Source organism: uncultured Nisaea sp. (assembly GCF_963974195.1).
Taxonomy (GTDB): Bacteria; Pseudomonadota; Alphaproteobacteria; order Thalassobaculales; family Thalassobaculaceae; genus Nisaea.
This window is the reverse complement of the sequence record NZ_CAXBDC010000013.1, coordinates 18,369-35,665: the sequence shown is the minus strand read 5'-3', so window position 1 is coordinate 35,665 and position 17,297 is coordinate 18,369. Positions and strand designations below refer to the sequence as shown.

Sequence of the window (17,297 nt, the reverse complement as noted above, 5' to 3'; positions counted from 1 at the left end):
CTTATCCTTTCCGCATTTCGGAGGCCCGTACCAGCATCGTTCGTCTTGGTTAAGAAATACCAAACGCACACAACCTCCACCCTGGCTCCATCCTGGCCGGTGGTCTGGGGTGGCTTTTTTGAGACTGCATGGCGGCTCTGCTGCGAAAATGCTGGTCAGAAAATTGGGGCTGGGGTAAGCGACGGTCATGGAAACAGAGCGAAAACAGGACGTCTCCGCTGCCCGGAGCGTCGCCTTCGATATTCTCCGTGCGGTGCTGACCAAGGGCACGCCGCTGGATGATGCGCTGGCCGTGCATGACGGTCTCAACATGCTGCCGCGCCGGGATCGGGGTTTCACCCGCACCATTGTCGGCATGACATTGCGCCGGCTTGGCCAGATCGATGCGTTGATCGAAACCCTGATCGAGAAGCCCTTGCCGCGCCAGGCGGCGGTTGTGCATGACGTTCTCCGGCTTGCCGTGGCCGAGCTGCTGTTTCTCGATGTCGCGCCGCATGCGGCCGTCGACAGCGCGGTGACGCTGGTGGAAAGCCGGGGGCACCCGAAATTCAAGGGCCTCGTGAATGCTGTCTTGCGCCGGGTCTCCCGCGAGGGCGTGGAGCGTCTGAAGGAATTCCCGGTCGAGATAAACTACCAGCCCTGGATGATCGAAAGCTGGCAGGCTTCCTTTGGTGTCGAGGTCGCACATGCCATTGCCGAATATTCCCTGACCCAGCCGCCGCTCGATATTTCCGTCAGAAGCAATCCGGAAGCATGGGCGGAAAAGCTGGAAGCCACATTGCTGCCGACGGGGACGCTCCGCCGTGAATTCGATGGCGCGATCACAGGCTTGCCGGGCTTTGACGCAGGCGGTTGGTGGGTGCAGGACGCCGCCGCCGCACTGCCGGCCAAATTGCTGGGCGATGTCAAAGACAAACGGGTCTTCGATCTGTGTGCCGCACCCGGCGGCAAGACGCTGCAGCTCGCGGCGATGGGCGCCAATGTGCTGGCGGTTGATCGTTCCTCCAAGCGCCTGAAGCGGCTGGAACGTAACCTGGACCGCATGGGGCTCCGTGCCGGTGTCGCCGTCGCCGATATCACCGGCTGGACAGCGCCCGACAGGCCTGACGCCATCCTGCTCGACCCGCCCTGCACGGCGACCGGCACCATTCGCCGCCACCCGGATATCCTGCATGCCAAGGGTATTGGCGACCTCAACAAGTTGACGACCCTGCAGGCGAAGCTGCTTGCGAAGGCGGCCGGGATGCTGCAGCCGGGCGGACGGCTGGTCTATTGCACCTGCTCCCAGCAATCGGAAGAGGGCGAAGCACAAGTCGCCCGCGCGCTGGCCGAGTTGCCGCTTGAACGCGATCCGGTAACGGTTGAAGAATTGGGCGGACTGGACAAGCTGCTGACTGCGGATGGTGACGTCCGCACCGGCCCGCATCTTTATCCGGAGCTGGGCGGTTTCGACGGGTTCTTCGTCGCGCGTTTCCGGCGGGTCTAGAGAGGGTTAAAACCCGCTCCGGCAAGCTTACATGGGAACGAAAGGGACGCGCTGGCGGTGCGCCGCCAGCGCAACCAGCTCGTCCACGACGCTGAGAAAGTGCGGCGCGTTGTTGTGCGCTTCCCAGCCGGCTTCATCCACGTAAAGCTCATAGACAAAAAATGACAATGGGTCGGTCGGCGAGCGGTAGGGCATGAAAAATTTCACGCCTTCTTCCGCCATTGTCGGCTCGATCAGCCCTTGCAGGATATTGGCAACAGCATCGCCCTGACCTTCCTTAGCCACGATGTTGATCGCGACAACAAATCCCTCATTGAGATTTGCGGCGGCGGGGTCTGTGTAAGTCATGGCGCTTAGCTCCGGCTTGCCAGCAGGCGCAGGCCTGCGAGGGCGAAGAAGGTGCCGAGCACGCCCTCGATCACACGGCGCGATCTGCTGTACAGCCGGGCCATGACCGGTGTGGAAAACATTACGGCATAGAGAACATGGATAGCGATCGACATCATGAAGGTGCCGACGACAATCGCGATGCCGACCGAAAACGGCGCGCCGTCCTGTAATCCAAGAGAGATTATCGCGATCCAGGCCAGCGCGGCTTTAGGATTGGTCATCTGGATGATGTATCCGCGCTTGAAATAGCCGGCGGGGCGAAGCCGTGCGCCGCTCAGCTCTTTCGCCTCGATATCGTGCAGGGATGCGGCGGATTTGAAGAATTTGAAGGCAAGCCAGAGCAGGTAGATGCCGCCAAAGATTTTTATCAGAAGAAGCAGTGACGCATAGGCCGTCAAAACGGCTGACAGGCCGAATAAGGTGAGCAAGGCCCATGTGAACGAACCGCTTGCCACCCCCATCGCCAGGGCAATTCCGGACGGTCTGCCCACGCCCATGGATGTGCCGATCACGGCAAGGATGTTGGGGCCGGGGCTTGCGATGGCGAGAAGAAAGGTGGAGTAGGCGAGCAAAATTCCGGGGAAATAAAAAGCGAGATCCTGCATGGCTTGCTCCGTATGGATAATTCAATGTTCATGTTTTGTTCTTTTAAGTTATGGCAAAATTCCACGCGTGTCAATAACGCCGTTTCAGCGGGGTTCCGACCGATTTTTTCCCGTTATGCCGTCTGATGTGACGAAAGCTGCGCCGCCATTTCCGCGGGCGTCATGCCGGTTACGGATTCCCGGGCTTCCGTCATAAGTGGACACTCCGCCACACCCCATTGCAGAACGAGATTGCGGCGCTGAAGTGCCGATGCGTTCGGGGTTCCTCCATGCAGGACGAGCGGATGGATTGCGACAATGGCGCCTGGTGCGCATTGAGCTGTAAGGATGCAGGGATCGTTCGCCGGAACTTCGTTTGCCGAAATGCTGCTCTTGTGTGATCCGGTGACAAAAGCAGTCGCGCCGTTGTCCGTCTGCATGCCGTCAAGGCAGATCATGATCCGAAGCATTTCCGGCTCTGCCGGGCAGATATACTTGTTCGGAAAATCCCTGTGCCAGCTGATACCGCTGCCGATTTTCGGAGCTTTCGACGTGATGTTCGCGAAATGCAGCACGATATCCGCTGTGCCGAGCGCCTGCGCGACGATGCCTGTCAGCCGTGTGTCGATGATAAACTTCAGCAATCCCGGATCGAACCGTGTGGGGTCGCCGAGGATGAAAACCGCGTCCTGATCCGCCGCCAGTTCCCGGCCGTTGCGTTTGCGTGCTGGCTGCGCCCTTTCGAAGACACATGCGTCAGACAGATCCGGCTCATTTCCGCTGAGGGCGCGCTGATGCAGGCTATCGACGGCTCCCCGCATCACGGTGAGATCGTCCTCATCAAAGATCGGGCCCGAGATGGCAAAACCGTCATGTTCGTATGCAGAAAGATTGATCATTAACCGGTCTTTTCAGGGCGTGCGCAAAGTTTAAACTGGAAGCCTGTGCGTCAGATCACAAATGCTATCAGACTTGAGCGCCAGACTTCTTGTTCCCCGCCGGGCAACCTGTTAGGTGAAGGCCATGCAACAGAACACACGAATCGCACCCTCCATCCTGGCGGCGGATTTCGCCCGGTTGGGAGCGGAAATCGAGGCCATCGACAAGGCTGGCGCCGATTATATCCATGTCGACGTGATGGACGGTCATTTTGTCCCGAACATCTCCTTTGGGCCGGCCGTGACCAAGGCCGTGCGCGGCAGTACGGCGAAGACATTCGACGTGCATCTGATGATCTCGCCTGTCGATCCCTTCATCGAAGCCTTTGTCGATGCCGGTGCGGATATCATTACCGTGCATCCGGAGGCGGGCGCCCATACCCATCGCACGCTGCAGCTGATCAAATCCTTCGGCAAGAAGGCGGGGATCTCGCTCAACCCGGGCACGCCGGTCGAGGTTGTCGACAACCTGATTGATCTCTGCGACCTGATCCTGATCATGTCGGTGAACCCCGGCTTTGGCGGGCAGAAGTTCATCGACAGCCAGTTGCGCAAGATCGAGGCGGTGCGGAAGAAGATCGACGCCACCGGACGGACCATCGATCTCGAGGTTGATGGCGGGGTGACGATCGAGACGGCGCCGGGCTGTATTTCCGCCGGTGCCGACGTGCTGGTTGCCGGGACCGCTGTCTTCAGGGGCGGGCCGGATTCCTACGCCGCGAATATAGCGGCCATTCGCGGTGAAAAGTGAGTTTCTGCTGAGCCTTTGGGGGCGGGCATGCGGACATTAAAGGAGCTTTATTTCGCCTCGCCGGTTTATCGCTGGCGCCTTGCGGCGAAACCATTGCTCGGGCTCAATGACCGGCTTTCGGACGATCTGCCGGGGGATACCTCGATCGGGCGTGCGATCCTGGACGGGCGCATGTCCTATGCGAACGGCAGCTTTACCCTTGAAGCGGATCCGTGGATCAAGGAGCCGGGAGAGCCCGGCGCGCTGGAACATCTGCACGGCTTTTGCTGGCTGCGCGATCTGCGCGACCTTGGCGGCGAGGCGGCCCGGCTGCGCGCTCGCGATCTGGTCGATGGCTGGCTGGCCCGGCATGACGAATGGGACGCACTGTTGTGGCGTCCTGATATTCTCGGCGCGCGGCTGTCTTCCTGGATCGGCAATTACGACTTTTTCGGCGGCTCGGCGGACGATGAGTTCCGTGCCGATTTCTTCCAGTCCATTGGCCGCCAGTACAGACATCTGGTCGGCGATATCGAGGCCTCGGCGCCGGGCGCCCGGCGCCTGCTGGCGGCCAAGGGCCTGTTCGCGGCCATGGCGGTGATTGGCGAAGGTTCCGGCAAGTTCGACCAGGCCCTGCAATGGCTGCATCGTGAGCTCGACCGTCAGGTCGCCGCCGATGGCGGCCATGTCTCCCGTTCGCCCGCCATGCAGGTCTCCGTACTCGCCGATCTGGTCGAGATCAGGAAAGCGCTGCGTCTGGTCGGACATGCCGACGAGGCTTTGGACGAGCGCATTTCCATGATGACGGCGATGCTCCGGCTGCTGCGCCATGGCGATGGCGGCCTGGCTTTGTTCAATCATGCGACAGAAGGCGAGGTCTGGTTCATCGACAGCCTGATCGCCCAGGCGGAAACCAAGCGGAAATCGCTGGCCTCGGCTCCGGATAGCGGATTCGAGAGACTGGTTGCCGGGCGGACCTGTCTGATCATGGATACCGGCAAGCCATCCTCGGCGGATCACGCGGCGCATGCCGGTCTGCTGTCTTTCGAGCTGAGCATTGGCAAGCAGCGGATGATCGTGAATTGCGGTGCCAGCCCGGCAGACCCGAAATGGGATGGCGCGCTCCGGGCCACAGCGGCGCATTCCACCCTCGTGGTTGATGATCGTAACGCGGCCGAGATCGAGGTGGATGGCCTTACCGGCACCCGCCCGGCGCATGTCCGGTCCGTGCGCTCCGAAAACGATGGTGACATGCTGATCGAAGCGGAGCATGACGGCTATCTGCCGACCCATGGCCTGAAGCATTTCCGCCGGGTCTATCTGTCCCATGCGGGGGATGATCTCAGGGTCGAGGACCGGCTGATCTATACAGGCGATCCCGGCGATTTGCCGAAGGAAGCCTGCATCCGCCTGCACCTGCACCCGAAAGTCCGCACCTCCATCATCCAGAGCGGCTCGGCGGCGCTGATCCGGCTCGGCAGCGGTTCCGGCTGGCGCCTGCGCTGCGATCGCGGGCTTGCCCTGAACGAGAGTGTCTATTTCGGGCGGGGTGGTCAGTTCCAGCGTTGCGAGCAGTTGGTGATCCGCGAGCCGCTGGACGATATCAGGGCGACCGGAGAGGTTACGATCCGCTGGGCGCTGCAACGTGAGGACGCCAAGGCGGCCGGATGACAATCGGCTGGCCCTTTTGGCCTGCGGAACGCTATAAGAGCGCCCATGCAACTGCTTACAGCCCTTGTTTTTTTCGGTGTTCTGTTCGTCGCGTCCCTGGCTGGCACGCGCGCGCTGATCACTGTGCTGACGCGCCGTGCGGTGATCGATGTCCCGAACGAGCGCAGCAGCCACGTTGTACCGACGCCGCGTGGCGGCGGGATTGCCGTTGTCACGGTGATGCTGGGTGGCTGGATCGGCTGGCTGGTCCTGCAAGGCACCCTTGATGGCAAGTCTCTGCTGATTGCCGGATTGACCGCCGGCCTCGCGATACTCTCCTTCATTGACGACATGAAAAACCTGCCGGCGCGGCTGCGGCTGCTTGTGCAGGCGCTGGCTGTTGCCGCCGGGCTGATGGTGACGGTCCCGGACACGGGCTTTACCAGCGGTCTGATCCCGGTCTGGCTCGAGCTTCCGATTGCGGGATTCGCCTGGCTCTGGTTCGTCAATCTGTTCAACTTCATGGATGGTATCGACGGTATCACTGGGGTCGAGACGATCAGCATTGGTAGCGGCCTGATCGGATTGACCGTGATCGGCGGGATCGGCGCTTCCATCCAGCTCCCGGCGCTGGCGATGGTTGCGGCGATTGCCGGTTTTCTGGTCTGGAACTGGCAACCCTCGAAGATTTTCATCGGCGATGTCGCCTCGATCCCGCTCGGCTTCCTGTCCGGCTGGATGCTGCTGGAGGCGGGCGCTGCCTCCGACGGGCTCTCGGGGTGGGCGGCAGTCTTGCTGCTGCCGGGATATTACCTGTTCGATGCGACCTTCACGCTGGTCAGGCGCGTGCTTCGCCGGGAAAATGTTTTCGAGGCGCATCGTCAACATTTCTATCAGCAGGCGACGCAGCGGGGCTTCAGCCATGCCGGTGCCTGTCTTGCCATTCTGGCACTGAATATCGGCCTGATAGCGCTGGCCCTCCTCGTGGCGCCGGTTTATCCACTGTTTTCCGTGGCCATTGGCCTCGGTGCCGTCATCCTGCTCTGCCTGCTCTTTCACAGGGGCAGGGTAAAGGCGGAGGCGGCGGTCTGACATGGCGTGCGGCTTGCCGGGGCAGACGCCCCCAGGCATCTGGTCTAAGGTCGTTGGCGTTTCGGGTCCGTTTGGGGCGGGGAAGTGATGAGCGATGACAATGTTCGGGTCTAAGCGCAGTTTTCTGACCTTCCTGCATGATGTCGGGATGGCGGCGCTGTCCTTCCTGATCTCGCTGACCTTGCGGCTCGGTCAGGACATCCTGGTCTGGCCGCGCGAGGTGGTCGGCTTTGGCCTGGTAGCCTTCACCGCCGTTGCCGCCCTGGTGTTCTTCTCCATGCGGCTTGACCGGACGGTCTGGCGCTATGCCTCAATGAGCGACCTCAGCCGGATTGTCCGGGCGGTGGTTGTCTGTATCGCGCTGTTCCTTGTCGTGCAGTTTCTGGCGACCCGGCTGGACGATTTCCCGCGTTCTTTCCTGATTATCGAGTTTTTCGTTCTGACATTACTGCTGGCCGGCCCGCGCTTCGCCTACAGGCTGGTCAAGGATGGTGCCTTCTCCAGCCTGTTCGAACGCAATGCGGCAGGCCGGGTGCCGGTGCTGCTGATCGGCGCCGGGGACGGCTCGGACGCGTTTATCCGCGAGATGGGCCGGGAGAAGGACGCGCCGTACCGGGTTGTCGGCATCGTCGACGATCTTGGTGGCCGAGTTGGCCGTATGATCCGGGGCATACAGGTGCTGGGTACGCTGGATGAGCTGGAAAAGGTCGTGGCTGATCTGCGCAAGCGGGACACGGCACCGCAACGGCTCGTCATTACCCGGCAGTCCATCGAGGGCGTTGTCATCCGGGATCTGCTGGACAGGGCGAACACCCTTGGCCTTGCGGTTGGCCGGATGCCGAAGATGGCGTCGCTGGAAGGCGCTGACGAGCCATCCGAAACAGTGCGTTCCGTCAGCGTGGAAGACCTGCTTGGACGCCCCCAGAAGGTTCTCGACCGCAAAGGCGTTTCGGACCTGATCGGCGGCCGCAAGGTGATGATCACCGGGGCCGGGGGAACGATCGGCGGTGAGCTTTCGCGCCAGATCGCGGCCCTTGGCCCGTCCGAGATCGCCTTGCTCGATGCGGGTGAGTTCCAGCTCTATCAGATCGACCTGGAAATCTCCGAAACATTCCCGGACCTGCCACGCAAGGCGCTGCTTGCAGATGTCCGCGATGCACAGTCAGTTGATGAGCGGATCTCCGGTTTCGCGCCGGATATCGTCTTTCACGCGGCGGCGCTGAAGCATGTGCCGCTGGTCGAGGCGAACCCGACCGACGGGGTGATGACCAATGTCATCGGCACGCGCAATGTGGCGGATGCCGTCGCGCGGCATGGCGTGGGCGAGATGGTGCTGATCTCCACGGACAAGGCGGTGAACCCGACCAATGTCATGGGCGCCACCAAGCGGACGGCAGAGGCCTATTGCCAGGCCAAGGACCGGGAAGAGGCCCGCCGGGGTGGGCCGCGCTATGTCACCGTCCGGTTCGGTAACGTGCTTGGCTCGACCGGCTCGGTCATTCCATTGTTCAAACGTCAGCTGGCCCGGGGCGGCCCTCTGACCGTGACCCATCCGGACATGACCCGTTATTTCATGACCGTGCGCGAGGCGGTGGAGCTGGTGCTGCAGGCGGCCGCCATGGATGCGAGCGCGAGTGCCGATACGCGGGAGAGCGGCGCCATCTGCGTGCTCGATATGGGCGAGCCGGTGAAGATCGCCGATCTGGCCGCGCAGATGATCCGCCTGTCCGGTCTTACGCCCGGTATCGATATAGAGATTTCCTATACCGGCCCGCGCCCGGGCGAAAAGCTTTTCGAGGAACTGTTCCACGATGCCGAGGCCTTGATCGCAACAGAGATCGAGGGCATCCACCGGGCCTCGCCGCGCACGGCCGATCTGGCGGTGCTGTCCCGCGTGCTTGACGAGATCGAAGCGAGCGGGCGTCAGCGCAATGGCGATCAGGTGCTGGGACTGTTGGCCCGGCTTGTGCCGGAATTCAGCGGGCAGACGGGTTCGGCGGCAGGGCAGCCGGAAAAACATGCTCCCGAAGCGCGTGCAGTCGAGCGTCCGGCCTAGAGGCTGAGAGCGCGGATGATTTCATCGGCCGCCTGTTCGGCGGTGCATGTCGCCGTGTCGATCCGGAGATCGGCTCCGGCCCAGGGGTGATAATCCCGGGCCATCACTTTCTGCCAGTCGGGCAGGGATTTGCCGGGAATATCGGCCTGCCGGGTTTCAACGCGCCGCCGGTGTTCCGCTTCATCGGAGCAATAAAGTTCTACACCGAAAAAAGCGCTCCCGGCTGTGCGTGCGGCTTCGGTGAAGATGTCTCTGGTCAGTTGCCACGGGTTCACGCAATCGACGATGGCGCTGAGCCCAAGGGTGAGGTTCGAGGCGGCGAGGGCCGCGGCGATCTGGTAACCCTGAGGACCGATATCCTGTCCGGGGGCGTCCGCCATCAGGACGCCTTCGATTTCATCGACACGAAGATAGGGGATGTTCTGTCGCCGGGCGAGTTGCCGCGCGATGGTGGTCTTGCCGACCCCGGGCAGGCCGGCGAAAGAGATCAGTGTGTGCATGTGCGGCTTTGCAATCCTGCTCCCGGCTCAGACATCCGTTGTATCGATTTCCGGGGTGCCCGTCAGATAGGATTTATGCTGTTTTCTGAACTGGGTTGGGGTCAGGCCGGTCCCGGTGGCGAAGAACCGGCTGAAATAGGCCTGGTCTTCAAACCCGAGACCGTAGGCGACTTCCGCGACGGACCGGGCCGTGTAGAGCAGGTCTCGTTGCGCTTCGAGCAGGGTGCGCTGCTTTAGTATCTCGAGCGGCGTGCGTCCGGATCGCGCCTGTGTGGCCCGGCGCAATGTGCGCTCGGATGTCGCCAGGCGTTCGGCGTAATCGGTAATCGTGAGCTGGTCCCGGAAGCACTCTTCCACCAGTGTCCGGAACCGTTCGAACAGATTGTCCGGCAAGGTGGCGTCGTTCCTGGACCCTCGGGCGCTTTCGGTGAGCCGGATGAACAGGCCGAGGATGCGGAGCAGATCCGCAGCCACAAGGGCGTGTTTGCCGGCTTGCTCCCGCCTGCTTTCAAGAAACACCCGCTCGCAGGCCAGGCGTATCTCTTCAACCGTTCCCAGATCTTCGGCAAGCGGCACAATGGCTGATGTGCGAATGGCGTTCCGTGCCGCCGCGTCGCCGGCATGTCCGACCAGTTCGCTCAGATAGGCTTCCGCGATTGTCAGGACATAGCCTTCCGTGTCCGGCCTGAAAACATAGCCATGAATGGCGTTCGGCGTGACGGCTGTCAGGGCGGGCGCGACGAGGCGGGCTGTCGAGCCCTCAAGCTGCATCTCGGCGGCGCCTGCGGTAAGCAGCAGGAATTGGAAAAGCTCCGGGTGCCGGTGTGGCCGGATTGTCCAATCATTTTCCCGGCTGCGCATCGGGATCGTTTCGATGTGCAGGAAACGCGGCTCCACAATGCCATCACCATCCAGATAAAGATTGAAGGAGGGAATGGAGTTCATAAGGGATTTGCCGGTTGCTGGGGCGCGCATTATCGGTGCGCAGGTTTCTAATAAAGATCAATTTGGCCGGAAAATGCAATTCTTTGTCCTGAACCTCTCTTAGCGGTTCCCGCTTTCCCGGATAAAATTCGAGATGTTCGGGAGGATTCAAAAATGAAAACCCAGGTCGCGATCATCGGTGCCGGGCCCGCCGGTCTGCTGCTTGCCCAGCTATTGCGCCAGAGTGGCGTGGAGTCCGTCATTCTTGAGGCGCGGTCGGAGGAATATGTGCTCAGCCGGATCCGCGCGGGCGTGCTGGAACATCCGACGGTCGAGCTGTTGCACTCCATTGGCGCCGGTGAACGGCTTGGCCGGGAGGGTATGCCCCATGACGGGGTGGACATGATCTTTCGCGGGGAGAAGCGGCGCATAGATTTCCCCGCATTGACCGGCGGCAAGAAGGTCACGGTCTATGGCCAGCAGGAGGTGGTGAAGGACCTGATCGCGCTGAAAAAGGATTTCGACGGGCAGATCCTGTTCGAGGCCAGGAATGTCCAGCTGCATGACATTGAAAGCGACAGCCCGTCGGTAAGTTTCACCCGGCAGGGTGAGGAGGTGGTGCTGTCCTGCGATTTCATCGCCGGATGTGATGGCTTCCACGGTGTGTCGCGCCCGTCCATCCCGGCCGGCCGGCTGCGGATGTTCGAGAAAATCTATCCCTTTGCCTGGCTTGGCATTCTGGCGGAAGCGCCTCCGGCCCAGGATGAGTTGATCTATTCCTATCACGAGAACGGTTTCGCCCTGTTCAGCATGCGTTCGCCGGAAGTTACGCGGCTTTATCTGCAGTGCGACCCGGAAGAAAATCTCGATGAATGGCCCGATGAACGGGTCTGGAGCGAGCTTCACACACGGCTGGAATCCGGAGATGGATTCCGAGTGAATGAAGGCAAGATCCTGCGCAAGGACGTGACCCCGATGCGCAGTTTCGTGTGCGAAACCATGCGCCATGGACGCCTTTTCCTGGCAGGTGACGCCGCGCATATCGTACCGCCGACCGGTGCGAAGGGACTGAACCTCGCAGCAGGTGACGTGAAGGTGCTGAACGATGCGCTGGTGGCTTTCTTCAAGGGCGGATCAACCGCTTTGTTGGATGCCTATGAGGCAACAGCACTGAAACGCGTCTGGGCAGCGCAGCGGTTCTCCTGGTTCATGACCCGCCTGCTGCACAAGTTCCCGGACGGCGAGCCGTTCGACGCTGAAATACAGATCGCGGACCTTGATTACTTCACCGGCTCGGAAGCGGGGCGGAAGACCATCGCGGAAAATTACGTGGGTCTCCCGTTCGGTTGACTGAAACAGGAGGAAGTCGAGTGCGCTGTTGGTTGGCGTCCAGCTCTTAACGCGCTATGACCGATGCATGAGCCACGATATTAATGCTTTAATGAAGCTGGTGGAGGCGGGCGAGGTCGATGCTGCCGAGCCGGGACTTGTCGCCATCGTTTCAGAAAATCCGCGCCAGCCGGCAGCACAGTTCTATCTCGGCATTATCCGCCTGAAGCAGGGACGAAACGAAGAGGCTGAAGCGGCTTATGCCGCTGCTGCCAGGGGGCTTCCTGGGGTGGCTGCGGTGCACATGAATCTGGCCCTGGCGGCTCACCGGGCTGGCAGTAAGGCAGTTTCCAGATCGGCGCTGATCCGGGCTCTTGTCTTAACTCCCGAGAGCATTGCTTCCTACACGCTTCAGAGTGAATGCGCCGTTGAGGACGGCAGCACGAGCGATGCCTTGGTGGCGGCCATACGCGCATTTTTCATTGCGCCGGACGAGCAGTGCGGTTTGTTGCTTGGCGCGTCCGAAGGTGCTGGCGATGCTGCGAAGGCTAAACGTGCCATTCAGCATTTGCTGGAGATGAACGCAGCCAAGCTCGGCGCCAGTATCAATAGCGCCTTTATTTTCCAGAAAAACGGCAGGACAAGGGAAGCTGAAGCGCTCTACCGTGCGCTGCTCAAACGTGCGCCGAACAATCCTGAACTCTGGTTCAATCTGGGTGTCACGCTGATTGAAGAGGGAAGGTTTGAGGCCGCTTCGGAACCCTATGCACGGCGGGCGCGGCTGGTTCATGGCCGGCCATTGAATGATACGAATGAATACCAGTCAATGCCCTCAGGGCCTGTCGCGCCGGTTGACCGTACTTGCGCTCGTCACCGTCTCAAACATGATGCCGAACAATATCGCTACCTGACGGACCTGAACGCCTTGCCTGAAAATTTCCAGAGTGAATGGAAAGCATATCAAGATCTGTTGGAAGGGTTGACTGAAGAGCAACGGGCGGCGATTTCATTCGATCTCGATGACAGCGCATATGCGCGTGTTCAGCGGTCCTACAATCGCCTCGTTCATATAGCAGCATCCGGTTGGACGGATGCCGATCCTCTTAATGCGGAGCTGGACTGGACGCGGATCGAGGAAAGTTTTCTTGATGGCGATCCGCAGGCGATTGCTATCGACGCTCTATTGAATGAAGACGCTCTCGCCAGGCTTCGCCGGTTCTGCTTTGAGTCGACGATTTGGCATCAGCTTAAAGGCGCCGGTTATCTTGGTGCCTATTACCGCTCCGGTTTCAACGATCCGCTGCTGTTTGCCATCGGGCGAGGCTTGTGCGCCCGGATGCCCCGTGTTCTCGGCCCGCACAAGCTCAAAATGATGTGGGCCTACAAGTACGATCAACATATGGCGGGCATCAATCCTCATGCTGATTTTGCCGCAGTGAATGTCAATTTCTGGATCAACCACGCAGAGTCCAATCTCGAACCTGAAACGGGCGGTTTGCTGGTGTTCCGGAAACCGGCGCCGAAAGAATGGACATTCGAACGTTATAACGCCGCACCGGCGAAAGAGATCTACGATTTCCTCGGGGATGAGAAGGATGCCCCGGTTAGGGTCCCCAACCGCGAAAACCGGGCCTTGCTGTTCGATTCACGCCTGTTTCACGAGACGGACCGCTTCAAATTTCGAGACGGGTATATCCATCGGCGGATCAATATCACCATGCTGTTCGGGCATGGCGGAGTCTGATGCCAGACGAGCCGCACAGTTCCGCCAGCAGGCTGGAGAGGCAGCCGTTGCGGGGCGGACAGCAGCATGCTTAGTCGCTGCTCAATGCGCCTTGTTGCTGGCGCCGATGGACACAGCCAGCTGCTACTATCTCAGCCTTGCTTCCAGAGGAACTGAGAGCTTTTCGGACTCAAGGCGTTTTGCCAAATGGGCTCTGGCTGCATTTCCGAAGCGGAATGCCGTGCCGTTGCACCGTGAACTGTTCACCCTTGCGGGGCTTGCAAAAGACGAACTGTCAACGCTTCGCCGGGCTGTGTTGATTGCACCGGGAAATGCTGACGGGCTCTATAATGTTGGTAATGCAGAGGACCGCGCGGGCCGATCAGAGGCGGCACTGTTAAGCTTCGCGCGGGCTGACATTATCCGGCCTTTGCATAGTGGCACTCTCGGGAATATTGCGCGCATCAAAAGCCTTATAATCGGTCATGAGAGGGCGGGAGTGGCCTTACGGAAGGCCCTTTGTGTTGAGCCGTCGGATGTACGCTCCTTGCGCCATGGTGGGCTCTGGCGGCGTGGCAAGGACGACCCTCTCGGTGCAGTAGACTGGTTTCGCCGCGCCGTGATCATTGATCCTGGCAAAGAAGTTCAAGGAGAGCTGGGCCGGGCTTTGATGATGACCGGTGAATTGGAAGAAGGATGGCGACGGCTTGAATATTTCCGTCTGCCAGATTGGCATGCACCGGTGGGTGGCCTGCCGCGCTGGGAAGGGCAGCGCCTCTTCGAAGGTTCCTTGCTTCTCTGGAGCATGGACAAGATTGGCGATGAGCTTTTTTTCTCAACGTTCCTGCAAAGGGCGCTCAAGGCTGCAGGACGTGTGACCCTTCTGGTCGATCCGAGAAACTGTTCGCTTCTGCGGGTGTTGCACCCGGAAATCCGGATTATCTCGTCGATCGACGAAGCGATGTCTGGCAACCCTCAATGGAAAGCATCGGCCTGCTATCCATTGGATTTTGTGGGGCGTTTTTTCGCCAAGACACTGGAAGACCTTGGCGAGAAGGGTGAGGAGCGGGTCCTTGGAAAATCAGCATCGCGCCATGATCTTTTACACATCGGTATTTCCTGGAAATCCGATGCGGAGCTTATTGGCGGATTGAAATCCACCGATCTTGCTGACTGGAAGGAGATCTTCGCACAGCCTGGCTGCCGGTTCTTTTCCTTGCAATATGGCGATGTGTCCGATGATTTGGAGGCCTTCCCAAATATTGAAACTATTGAGGGCTTTGACCCTTTCGGGGCAACGCTTAATTTTGCGGAACGAGTCTCGGAGCTGGATTTGGTGATCACGGTGGGTAACACAACGGCGCATGTCGCCGTCCGGACGGAGACGCCAGTCTGGGTTCTGCTTGCGTCTGGCTTGGGGCCGAGCTGGATCTGGCTTCGCCAGGGCACACAGACACCTGTATATCCGCGAGCTCGGATATTTCGGCAGCCGATACCCGGCGATTGGAAATCTGCTTTTCGGCAGGTGGTGGCTGAACTGTCCTGCTGGTTGCATTCCCGTTGATGTAAAACCCTGCTGCGCACCAATCTCAGATAAGCGAACCTGTCGAGTCTGGTTTTTGCTCGTAGAGGAAGATTGAAATCACCTTGTCAACAGCCGAACCGTCAGTGGAAAGAGGCAGGTGAAGGCGTTCGATCGGGGCATAATCAAGAGCGAATTGAAGACTTGGTGACCCTAATCTGTGAAGGGGCAGACCAGTTTCGACGACACGAACTCGATCAAGGTGAGGGAAGCTTTGCTTGAAGTCGGGAAAGGCTTCGTCGAGATAGGTTCCTTTGAGTTCACGTCTCATGGCGCGTGTAACTTCCGTACCCTGAACCTTGACCATGAAGCGGATTGGCTCTCGCGTGACGTCGACAAGCACCAGGTTCGGCAGGAGGCTTGGAATGTCGATCGGGTCGAAGTGCGTACGCGAGGGCAGCCGGTCTCCTGGATGTATCGACATCCAGTATTCGGCAAATTCCCTTGCTTTGGAATTCTGTATCGCCGGATGGATACTCTTCAGGTATGCCAGACTTTTTGTCGCACGATCCATTGGCGCCCTTGGTTGTCCACAAGTGAAGCTCAGTGTTCATTCTATACGGGATAACTGACTGCAATGCAGCTTTGAGAAAATCACAAAATCATAAAGGGTTAGGCGCGCTGCCCGCGATCAGGCAGTGTGATTGGATCAACTGAGGCAAGCATGGCTGTGGCAATGAGAAAGACCTGGGCGCACGAGATCATCATCGGACTCTTCGAACAATTGCGCTGGTCCTATCTGCCGCCTCTGATGGTTTATCTTGCCTACGGCATTTCCGGGCTGACATCGATTGTCGGGACCTTCTTCGTGAAGGAATATCTGGATCTGTCTGCCGAATTTCTGGCCGCGCTTGGCTTCTGGGCCGGCATCCCCTGGGCGTTGAAAATGCCGGTGGGGCATCTGATCGATATCATCTGGAAGTGGAAAGCGGTCCTCGTCTATCTCGGCGCGCTGCTGGTCTCTGCAAGCCTTCTGATCATGTACGGACTTATCGCGCACACGGACGCCATGACGGCGGTGATGCCGGCCGCGGCCTGGTTCGTTCTGAGCGCGCTGCTTTCGCCGACGGGCTACATCCTGCAGGACGCGGTCGCCGATGCCATGACCGTCGAAGCAGTACCGGTCCTTGATGAGAATGGTGAGCCGTTCGCGGAAGACGATGTCAAGGCCATGCACACTACCATGCAGATGCTTGGCCGGTTTGCGCTGATTGGCGGGATCGCGCTTGTGGCTGTCATCAATATCACGATGTTCAATGGCGTGGCGGATATGAGCGAGGCGGAGAAAGTCGGCATCTATGCCGATATCTATCTGCTCGCACTGGCCGTTCCGCTGGTGTCCGTTGTCGGTGTCATCCTCGGCGGGATCATGCTGCGCCACCGGGCGCGCAAGCTGCGCGCGACCGGCCTGCCGCCCGCCGAAGTCGACGCAATGCTGTTCCGGCCGGACGGGGAGGCACACCCGAACTGGTGGATTCTCGGCGGCAGTCTGGTGTTCGCCGCCTTCACGATCAGCGTCGGTCTGAGCGGTTTCGGTTATTCCGAAGAGGTTGTCTTCGCCGGATCGATGGCAATTGTCTGCTTCCTGATTTCCCGCCTGCTGCCGGAGCTGGAGCCGGCCCAGAGGCTCGCCCTTATCGGGACCTCGATTATCGTTTTCGTGTTCCGGGCGATACCCTCTCCGGGCGCCGGGTCGGCCTGGTTCAACATCGATGAGCTTGGTTTCGACCAGCAGTTTTTCTCCGTCCTGACGCTAATCAGCGCGGGCCTGGCGATGGTCGGGATGGTGGTTTTGCGGCCGCTTATGGCAACACGGTCAATCGCCTATATCGTGGTCCTGCTGTCTTTGTTCGCCGGAATTCTCTCGCTGCCGGATATCGCGCTCTATTACGGTATCCATGAATGGACGGCGCCGTTGACCGGCGGGGTGGTGGATGCCCGGTTCATCGCCCTGATCGATACGGCAATTGAATCGCCGCTCGGTCAGGTCTCGCTGATCCCCGTACTCGCCTGGATCGCCAAGACAGCGCCGGTGCATCTGAAGGCGACCTTCTTTGCGGTCATGGCGTCCTTCATCAATCTTGGCCTCTCCGCCGGAGCCCTAGGCACGAAATATCTGAACCAGATATTTCTGGTCACACGCGAGGTGCGGGACAGGACGACGGGAGAAGTCCAGGTTCCGGCCGATTATAGCGAGCTCGGGATGCTGTTGATCACCGTCGCGGTGCTGACCATCGCACTTCCGCTGATCGTGGTGGCGGTGATCCAGCCCACGCGGCTCAGAACACCGCGGTAGGCCGGTCTCCGGAAGGC

Annotated in this window: 15 protein-coding genes; 9 read left to right on the top strand and 6 right to left on the bottom strand. The window is 60.0% G+C overall.

Annotation, left to right across the window (positions count from 1 at the left end):
• Nucleotides 1-187: 187 nt before the first annotated feature.
• On the top strand, nucleotides 188-1,486 hold the full coding sequence (locus tag AAC126_RS04870; RefSeq protein ID WP_339850607.1) for a transcription antitermination factor NusB: 1,299 nt from the start codon (nucleotides 188-190) through the stop codon (nucleotides 1,484-1,486).
• A gap of 27 nt (nucleotides 1,487-1,513) precedes the next feature.
• Here AAC126_RS04870 and AAC126_RS04865 read toward each other — a convergent pair whose 3' ends face one another.
• From AAC126_RS04865 to AAC126_RS04855, 3 genes are all read right to left on the bottom strand, one after another.
• Complete coding sequence (locus AAC126_RS04865; protein WP_339850606.1) at nucleotides 1,514-1,834, bottom strand: putative quinol monooxygenase; 321 nt, start codon at nucleotides 1,832-1,834, stop codon at nucleotides 1,514-1,516.
• A gap of 5 nt (nucleotides 1,835-1,839) precedes the next feature.
• A complete protein-coding gene (locus tag AAC126_RS04860; RefSeq protein ID WP_339850605.1) occupies nucleotides 1,840-2,481 on the bottom strand; it encodes a LysE family translocator in 642 nt (213 codons plus the stop codon).
• 113 nt (nucleotides 2,482-2,594) lie between these two features.
• The gene (locus AAC126_RS04855) at nucleotides 2,595-3,359 is read right to left on the bottom strand and encodes a phytanoyl-CoA dioxygenase family protein (RefSeq protein WP_339850604.1); all 765 of its coding nucleotides are present in this window, start codon (nucleotides 3,357-3,359) and stop codon (nucleotides 2,595-2,597) included.
• A gap of 124 nt (nucleotides 3,360-3,483) precedes the next feature.
• Here AAC126_RS04855 and rpe point away from each other — a divergent pair, with 124 nt between their 5' ends.
• The 4 genes from rpe (at nucleotide 3,484) to AAC126_RS04835 (ending at nucleotide 8,926) form a co-directional block, all read left to right on the top strand.
• Nucleotides 3,484-4,149 carry a ribulose-phosphate 3-epimerase gene (rpe, locus tag AAC126_RS04850; protein WP_339850603.1) on the top strand — a complete coding sequence of 222 codons (666 nt, stop codon included), beginning with the start codon at nucleotides 3,484-3,486 and terminating at the stop codon, nucleotides 4,147-4,149.
• A 27-nt stretch (nucleotides 4,150-4,176) separates the two neighbouring features.
• Nucleotides 4,177-5,799 (top strand): heparinase II/III family protein, encoded by a 1,623-nt coding sequence (locus tag AAC126_RS04845; RefSeq protein WP_339850602.1) that lies wholly within the window; start codon nucleotides 4,177-4,179, stop codon nucleotides 5,797-5,799.
• 45 nt (nucleotides 5,800-5,844) lie between these two features.
• Nucleotides 5,845-6,870: a glycosyltransferase family 4 protein gene (locus AAC126_RS04840; protein WP_339850601.1), complete on the top strand. Its 1,026-nt coding sequence runs from the start codon at nucleotides 5,845-5,847 to the stop codon at nucleotides 6,868-6,870.
• A gap of 100 nt (nucleotides 6,871-6,970) precedes the next feature.
• A complete protein-coding gene (locus tag AAC126_RS04835) occupies nucleotides 6,971-8,926 on the top strand; it encodes a nucleoside-diphosphate sugar epimerase/dehydratase (protein WP_339850599.1) in 1,956 nt (651 codons plus the stop codon).
• Here the strand turns inward: AAC126_RS04835 and AAC126_RS04830 are convergent.
• Together AAC126_RS04830 and AAC126_RS04825 are read right to left on the bottom strand one after the other, a co-directional pair.
• A complete protein-coding gene (locus AAC126_RS04830) occupies nucleotides 8,923-9,426 on the bottom strand; it encodes an AAA family ATPase (RefSeq protein WP_339850598.1) in 504 nt (167 codons plus the stop codon). The two genes, AAC126_RS04835 and AAC126_RS04830, sit on opposite strands and share 4 nt — an antisense overlap.
• A 27-nt stretch (nucleotides 9,427-9,453) precedes the next feature.
• A complete protein-coding gene (locus AAC126_RS04825) occupies nucleotides 9,454-10,371 on the bottom strand; it encodes a helix-turn-helix domain-containing protein (RefSeq protein WP_339850597.1) in 918 nt (305 codons plus the stop codon).
• A gap of 153 nt (nucleotides 10,372-10,524) precedes the next feature.
• Here AAC126_RS04825 and pobA point away from each other — a divergent pair, with 153 nt between their 5' ends.
• The 3 genes from pobA to AAC126_RS04810 all read left to right on the top strand — a co-directional run bounded on the left by pobA (nucleotide 10,525) and on the right by AAC126_RS04810 (nucleotide 14,966).
• Nucleotides 10,525-11,700 (top strand): 4-hydroxybenzoate 3-monooxygenase, encoded by a 1,176-nt coding sequence (pobA, locus tag AAC126_RS04820; protein WP_339850595.1) that lies wholly within the window; start codon nucleotides 10,525-10,527, stop codon nucleotides 11,698-11,700.
• Nucleotides 11,701-11,767: 67 nt separating this feature from the next.
• The gene (locus tag AAC126_RS04815; RefSeq protein ID WP_339850594.1) at nucleotides 11,768-13,423 is read left to right on the top strand and encodes a tetratricopeptide repeat protein; all 1,656 of its coding nucleotides are present in this window, start codon (nucleotides 11,768-11,770) and stop codon (nucleotides 13,421-13,423) included.
• A 106-nt stretch (nucleotides 13,424-13,529) separates the two neighbouring features.
• Nucleotides 13,530-14,966 (top strand): hypothetical protein, encoded by a 1,437-nt coding sequence (locus AAC126_RS04810; protein WP_339850592.1) that lies wholly within the window; start codon nucleotides 13,530-13,532, stop codon nucleotides 14,964-14,966.
• Between the two features lie 25 nt (nucleotides 14,967-14,991).
• On the opposite strand, the gene AAC126_RS04805 is transcribed toward AAC126_RS04810, so the two are convergent.
• Nucleotides 14,992-15,498: a PAS domain-containing protein gene (locus AAC126_RS04805; protein ID WP_339850590.1), complete on the bottom strand. Its 507-nt coding sequence runs from the start codon at nucleotides 15,496-15,498 to the stop codon at nucleotides 14,992-14,994.
• Between the two features lie 150 nt (nucleotides 15,499-15,648).
• Between AAC126_RS04805 and AAC126_RS04800 the strand changes: the two genes are divergently transcribed.
• Nucleotides 15,649-17,280, top strand: a complete 1,632-nt coding sequence (locus AAC126_RS04800; RefSeq protein ID WP_339850588.1) for a hypothetical protein — start codon at nucleotides 15,649-15,651, stop codon at nucleotides 17,278-17,280.
• The last annotated feature ends 17 nt before the right edge of the window (nucleotides 17,281-17,297 follow it).

Bases quoted from the DNA above. Each gene is read 5' to 3' on its own strand.
- AAC126_RS04870 (WP_339850607.1), top strand. From the start codon at position 188: ATGGAAACAGAGCGAAAACAGGACGTCTCCGCTGCCCGGAGCGTCGCC.
- AAC126_RS04865 (WP_339850606.1), bottom strand. From the start codon at position 1,834: ATGACTTACACAGACCCCGCCGCCGCAAATCTCAATGAGGGATTTGTT.
- AAC126_RS04860 (WP_339850605.1), bottom strand. From the start codon at position 2,481: ATGCAGGATCTCGCTTTTTATTTCCCCGGAATTTTGCTCGCCTACTCC.
- AAC126_RS04855 (WP_339850604.1), bottom strand. From the start codon at position 3,359: ATGATCAATCTTTCTGCATACGAACATGACGGTTTTGCCATCTCGGGC.
- rpe (WP_339850603.1), top strand. From the start codon at position 3,484: ATGCAACAGAACACACGAATCGCACCCTCCATCCTGGCGGCGGATTTC.
- AAC126_RS04845 (WP_339850602.1), top strand. From the start codon at position 4,177: ATGCGGACATTAAAGGAGCTTTATTTCGCCTCGCCGGTTTATCGCTGG.
- AAC126_RS04840 (WP_339850601.1), top strand. From the start codon at position 5,845: ATGCAACTGCTTACAGCCCTTGTTTTTTTCGGTGTTCTGTTCGTCGCG.
- AAC126_RS04835 (WP_339850599.1), top strand. From the start codon at position 6,971: ATGTTCGGGTCTAAGCGCAGTTTTCTGACCTTCCTGCATGATGTCGGG.
- AAC126_RS04830 (WP_339850598.1), bottom strand. From the start codon at position 9,426: ATGCACACACTGATCTCTTTCGCCGGCCTGCCCGGGGTCGGCAAGACC.
- AAC126_RS04825 (WP_339850597.1), bottom strand. From the start codon at position 10,371: ATGAACTCCATTCCCTCCTTCAATCTTTATCTGGATGGTGATGGCATT.
- pobA (WP_339850595.1), top strand. From the start codon at position 10,525: ATGAAAACCCAGGTCGCGATCATCGGTGCCGGGCCCGCCGGTCTGCTG.
- AAC126_RS04815 (WP_339850594.1), top strand. From the start codon at position 11,768: ATGAGCCACGATATTAATGCTTTAATGAAGCTGGTGGAGGCGGGCGAG.
- AAC126_RS04810 (WP_339850592.1), top strand. From the start codon at position 13,530: ATGGACACAGCCAGCTGCTACTATCTCAGCCTTGCTTCCAGAGGAACT.
- AAC126_RS04805 (WP_339850590.1), bottom strand. From the start codon at position 15,498: ATGGATCGTGCGACAAAAAGTCTGGCATACCTGAAGAGTATCCATCCG.
- AAC126_RS04800 (WP_339850588.1), top strand. From the start codon at position 15,649: ATGGCTGTGGCAATGAGAAAGACCTGGGCGCACGAGATCATCATCGGA.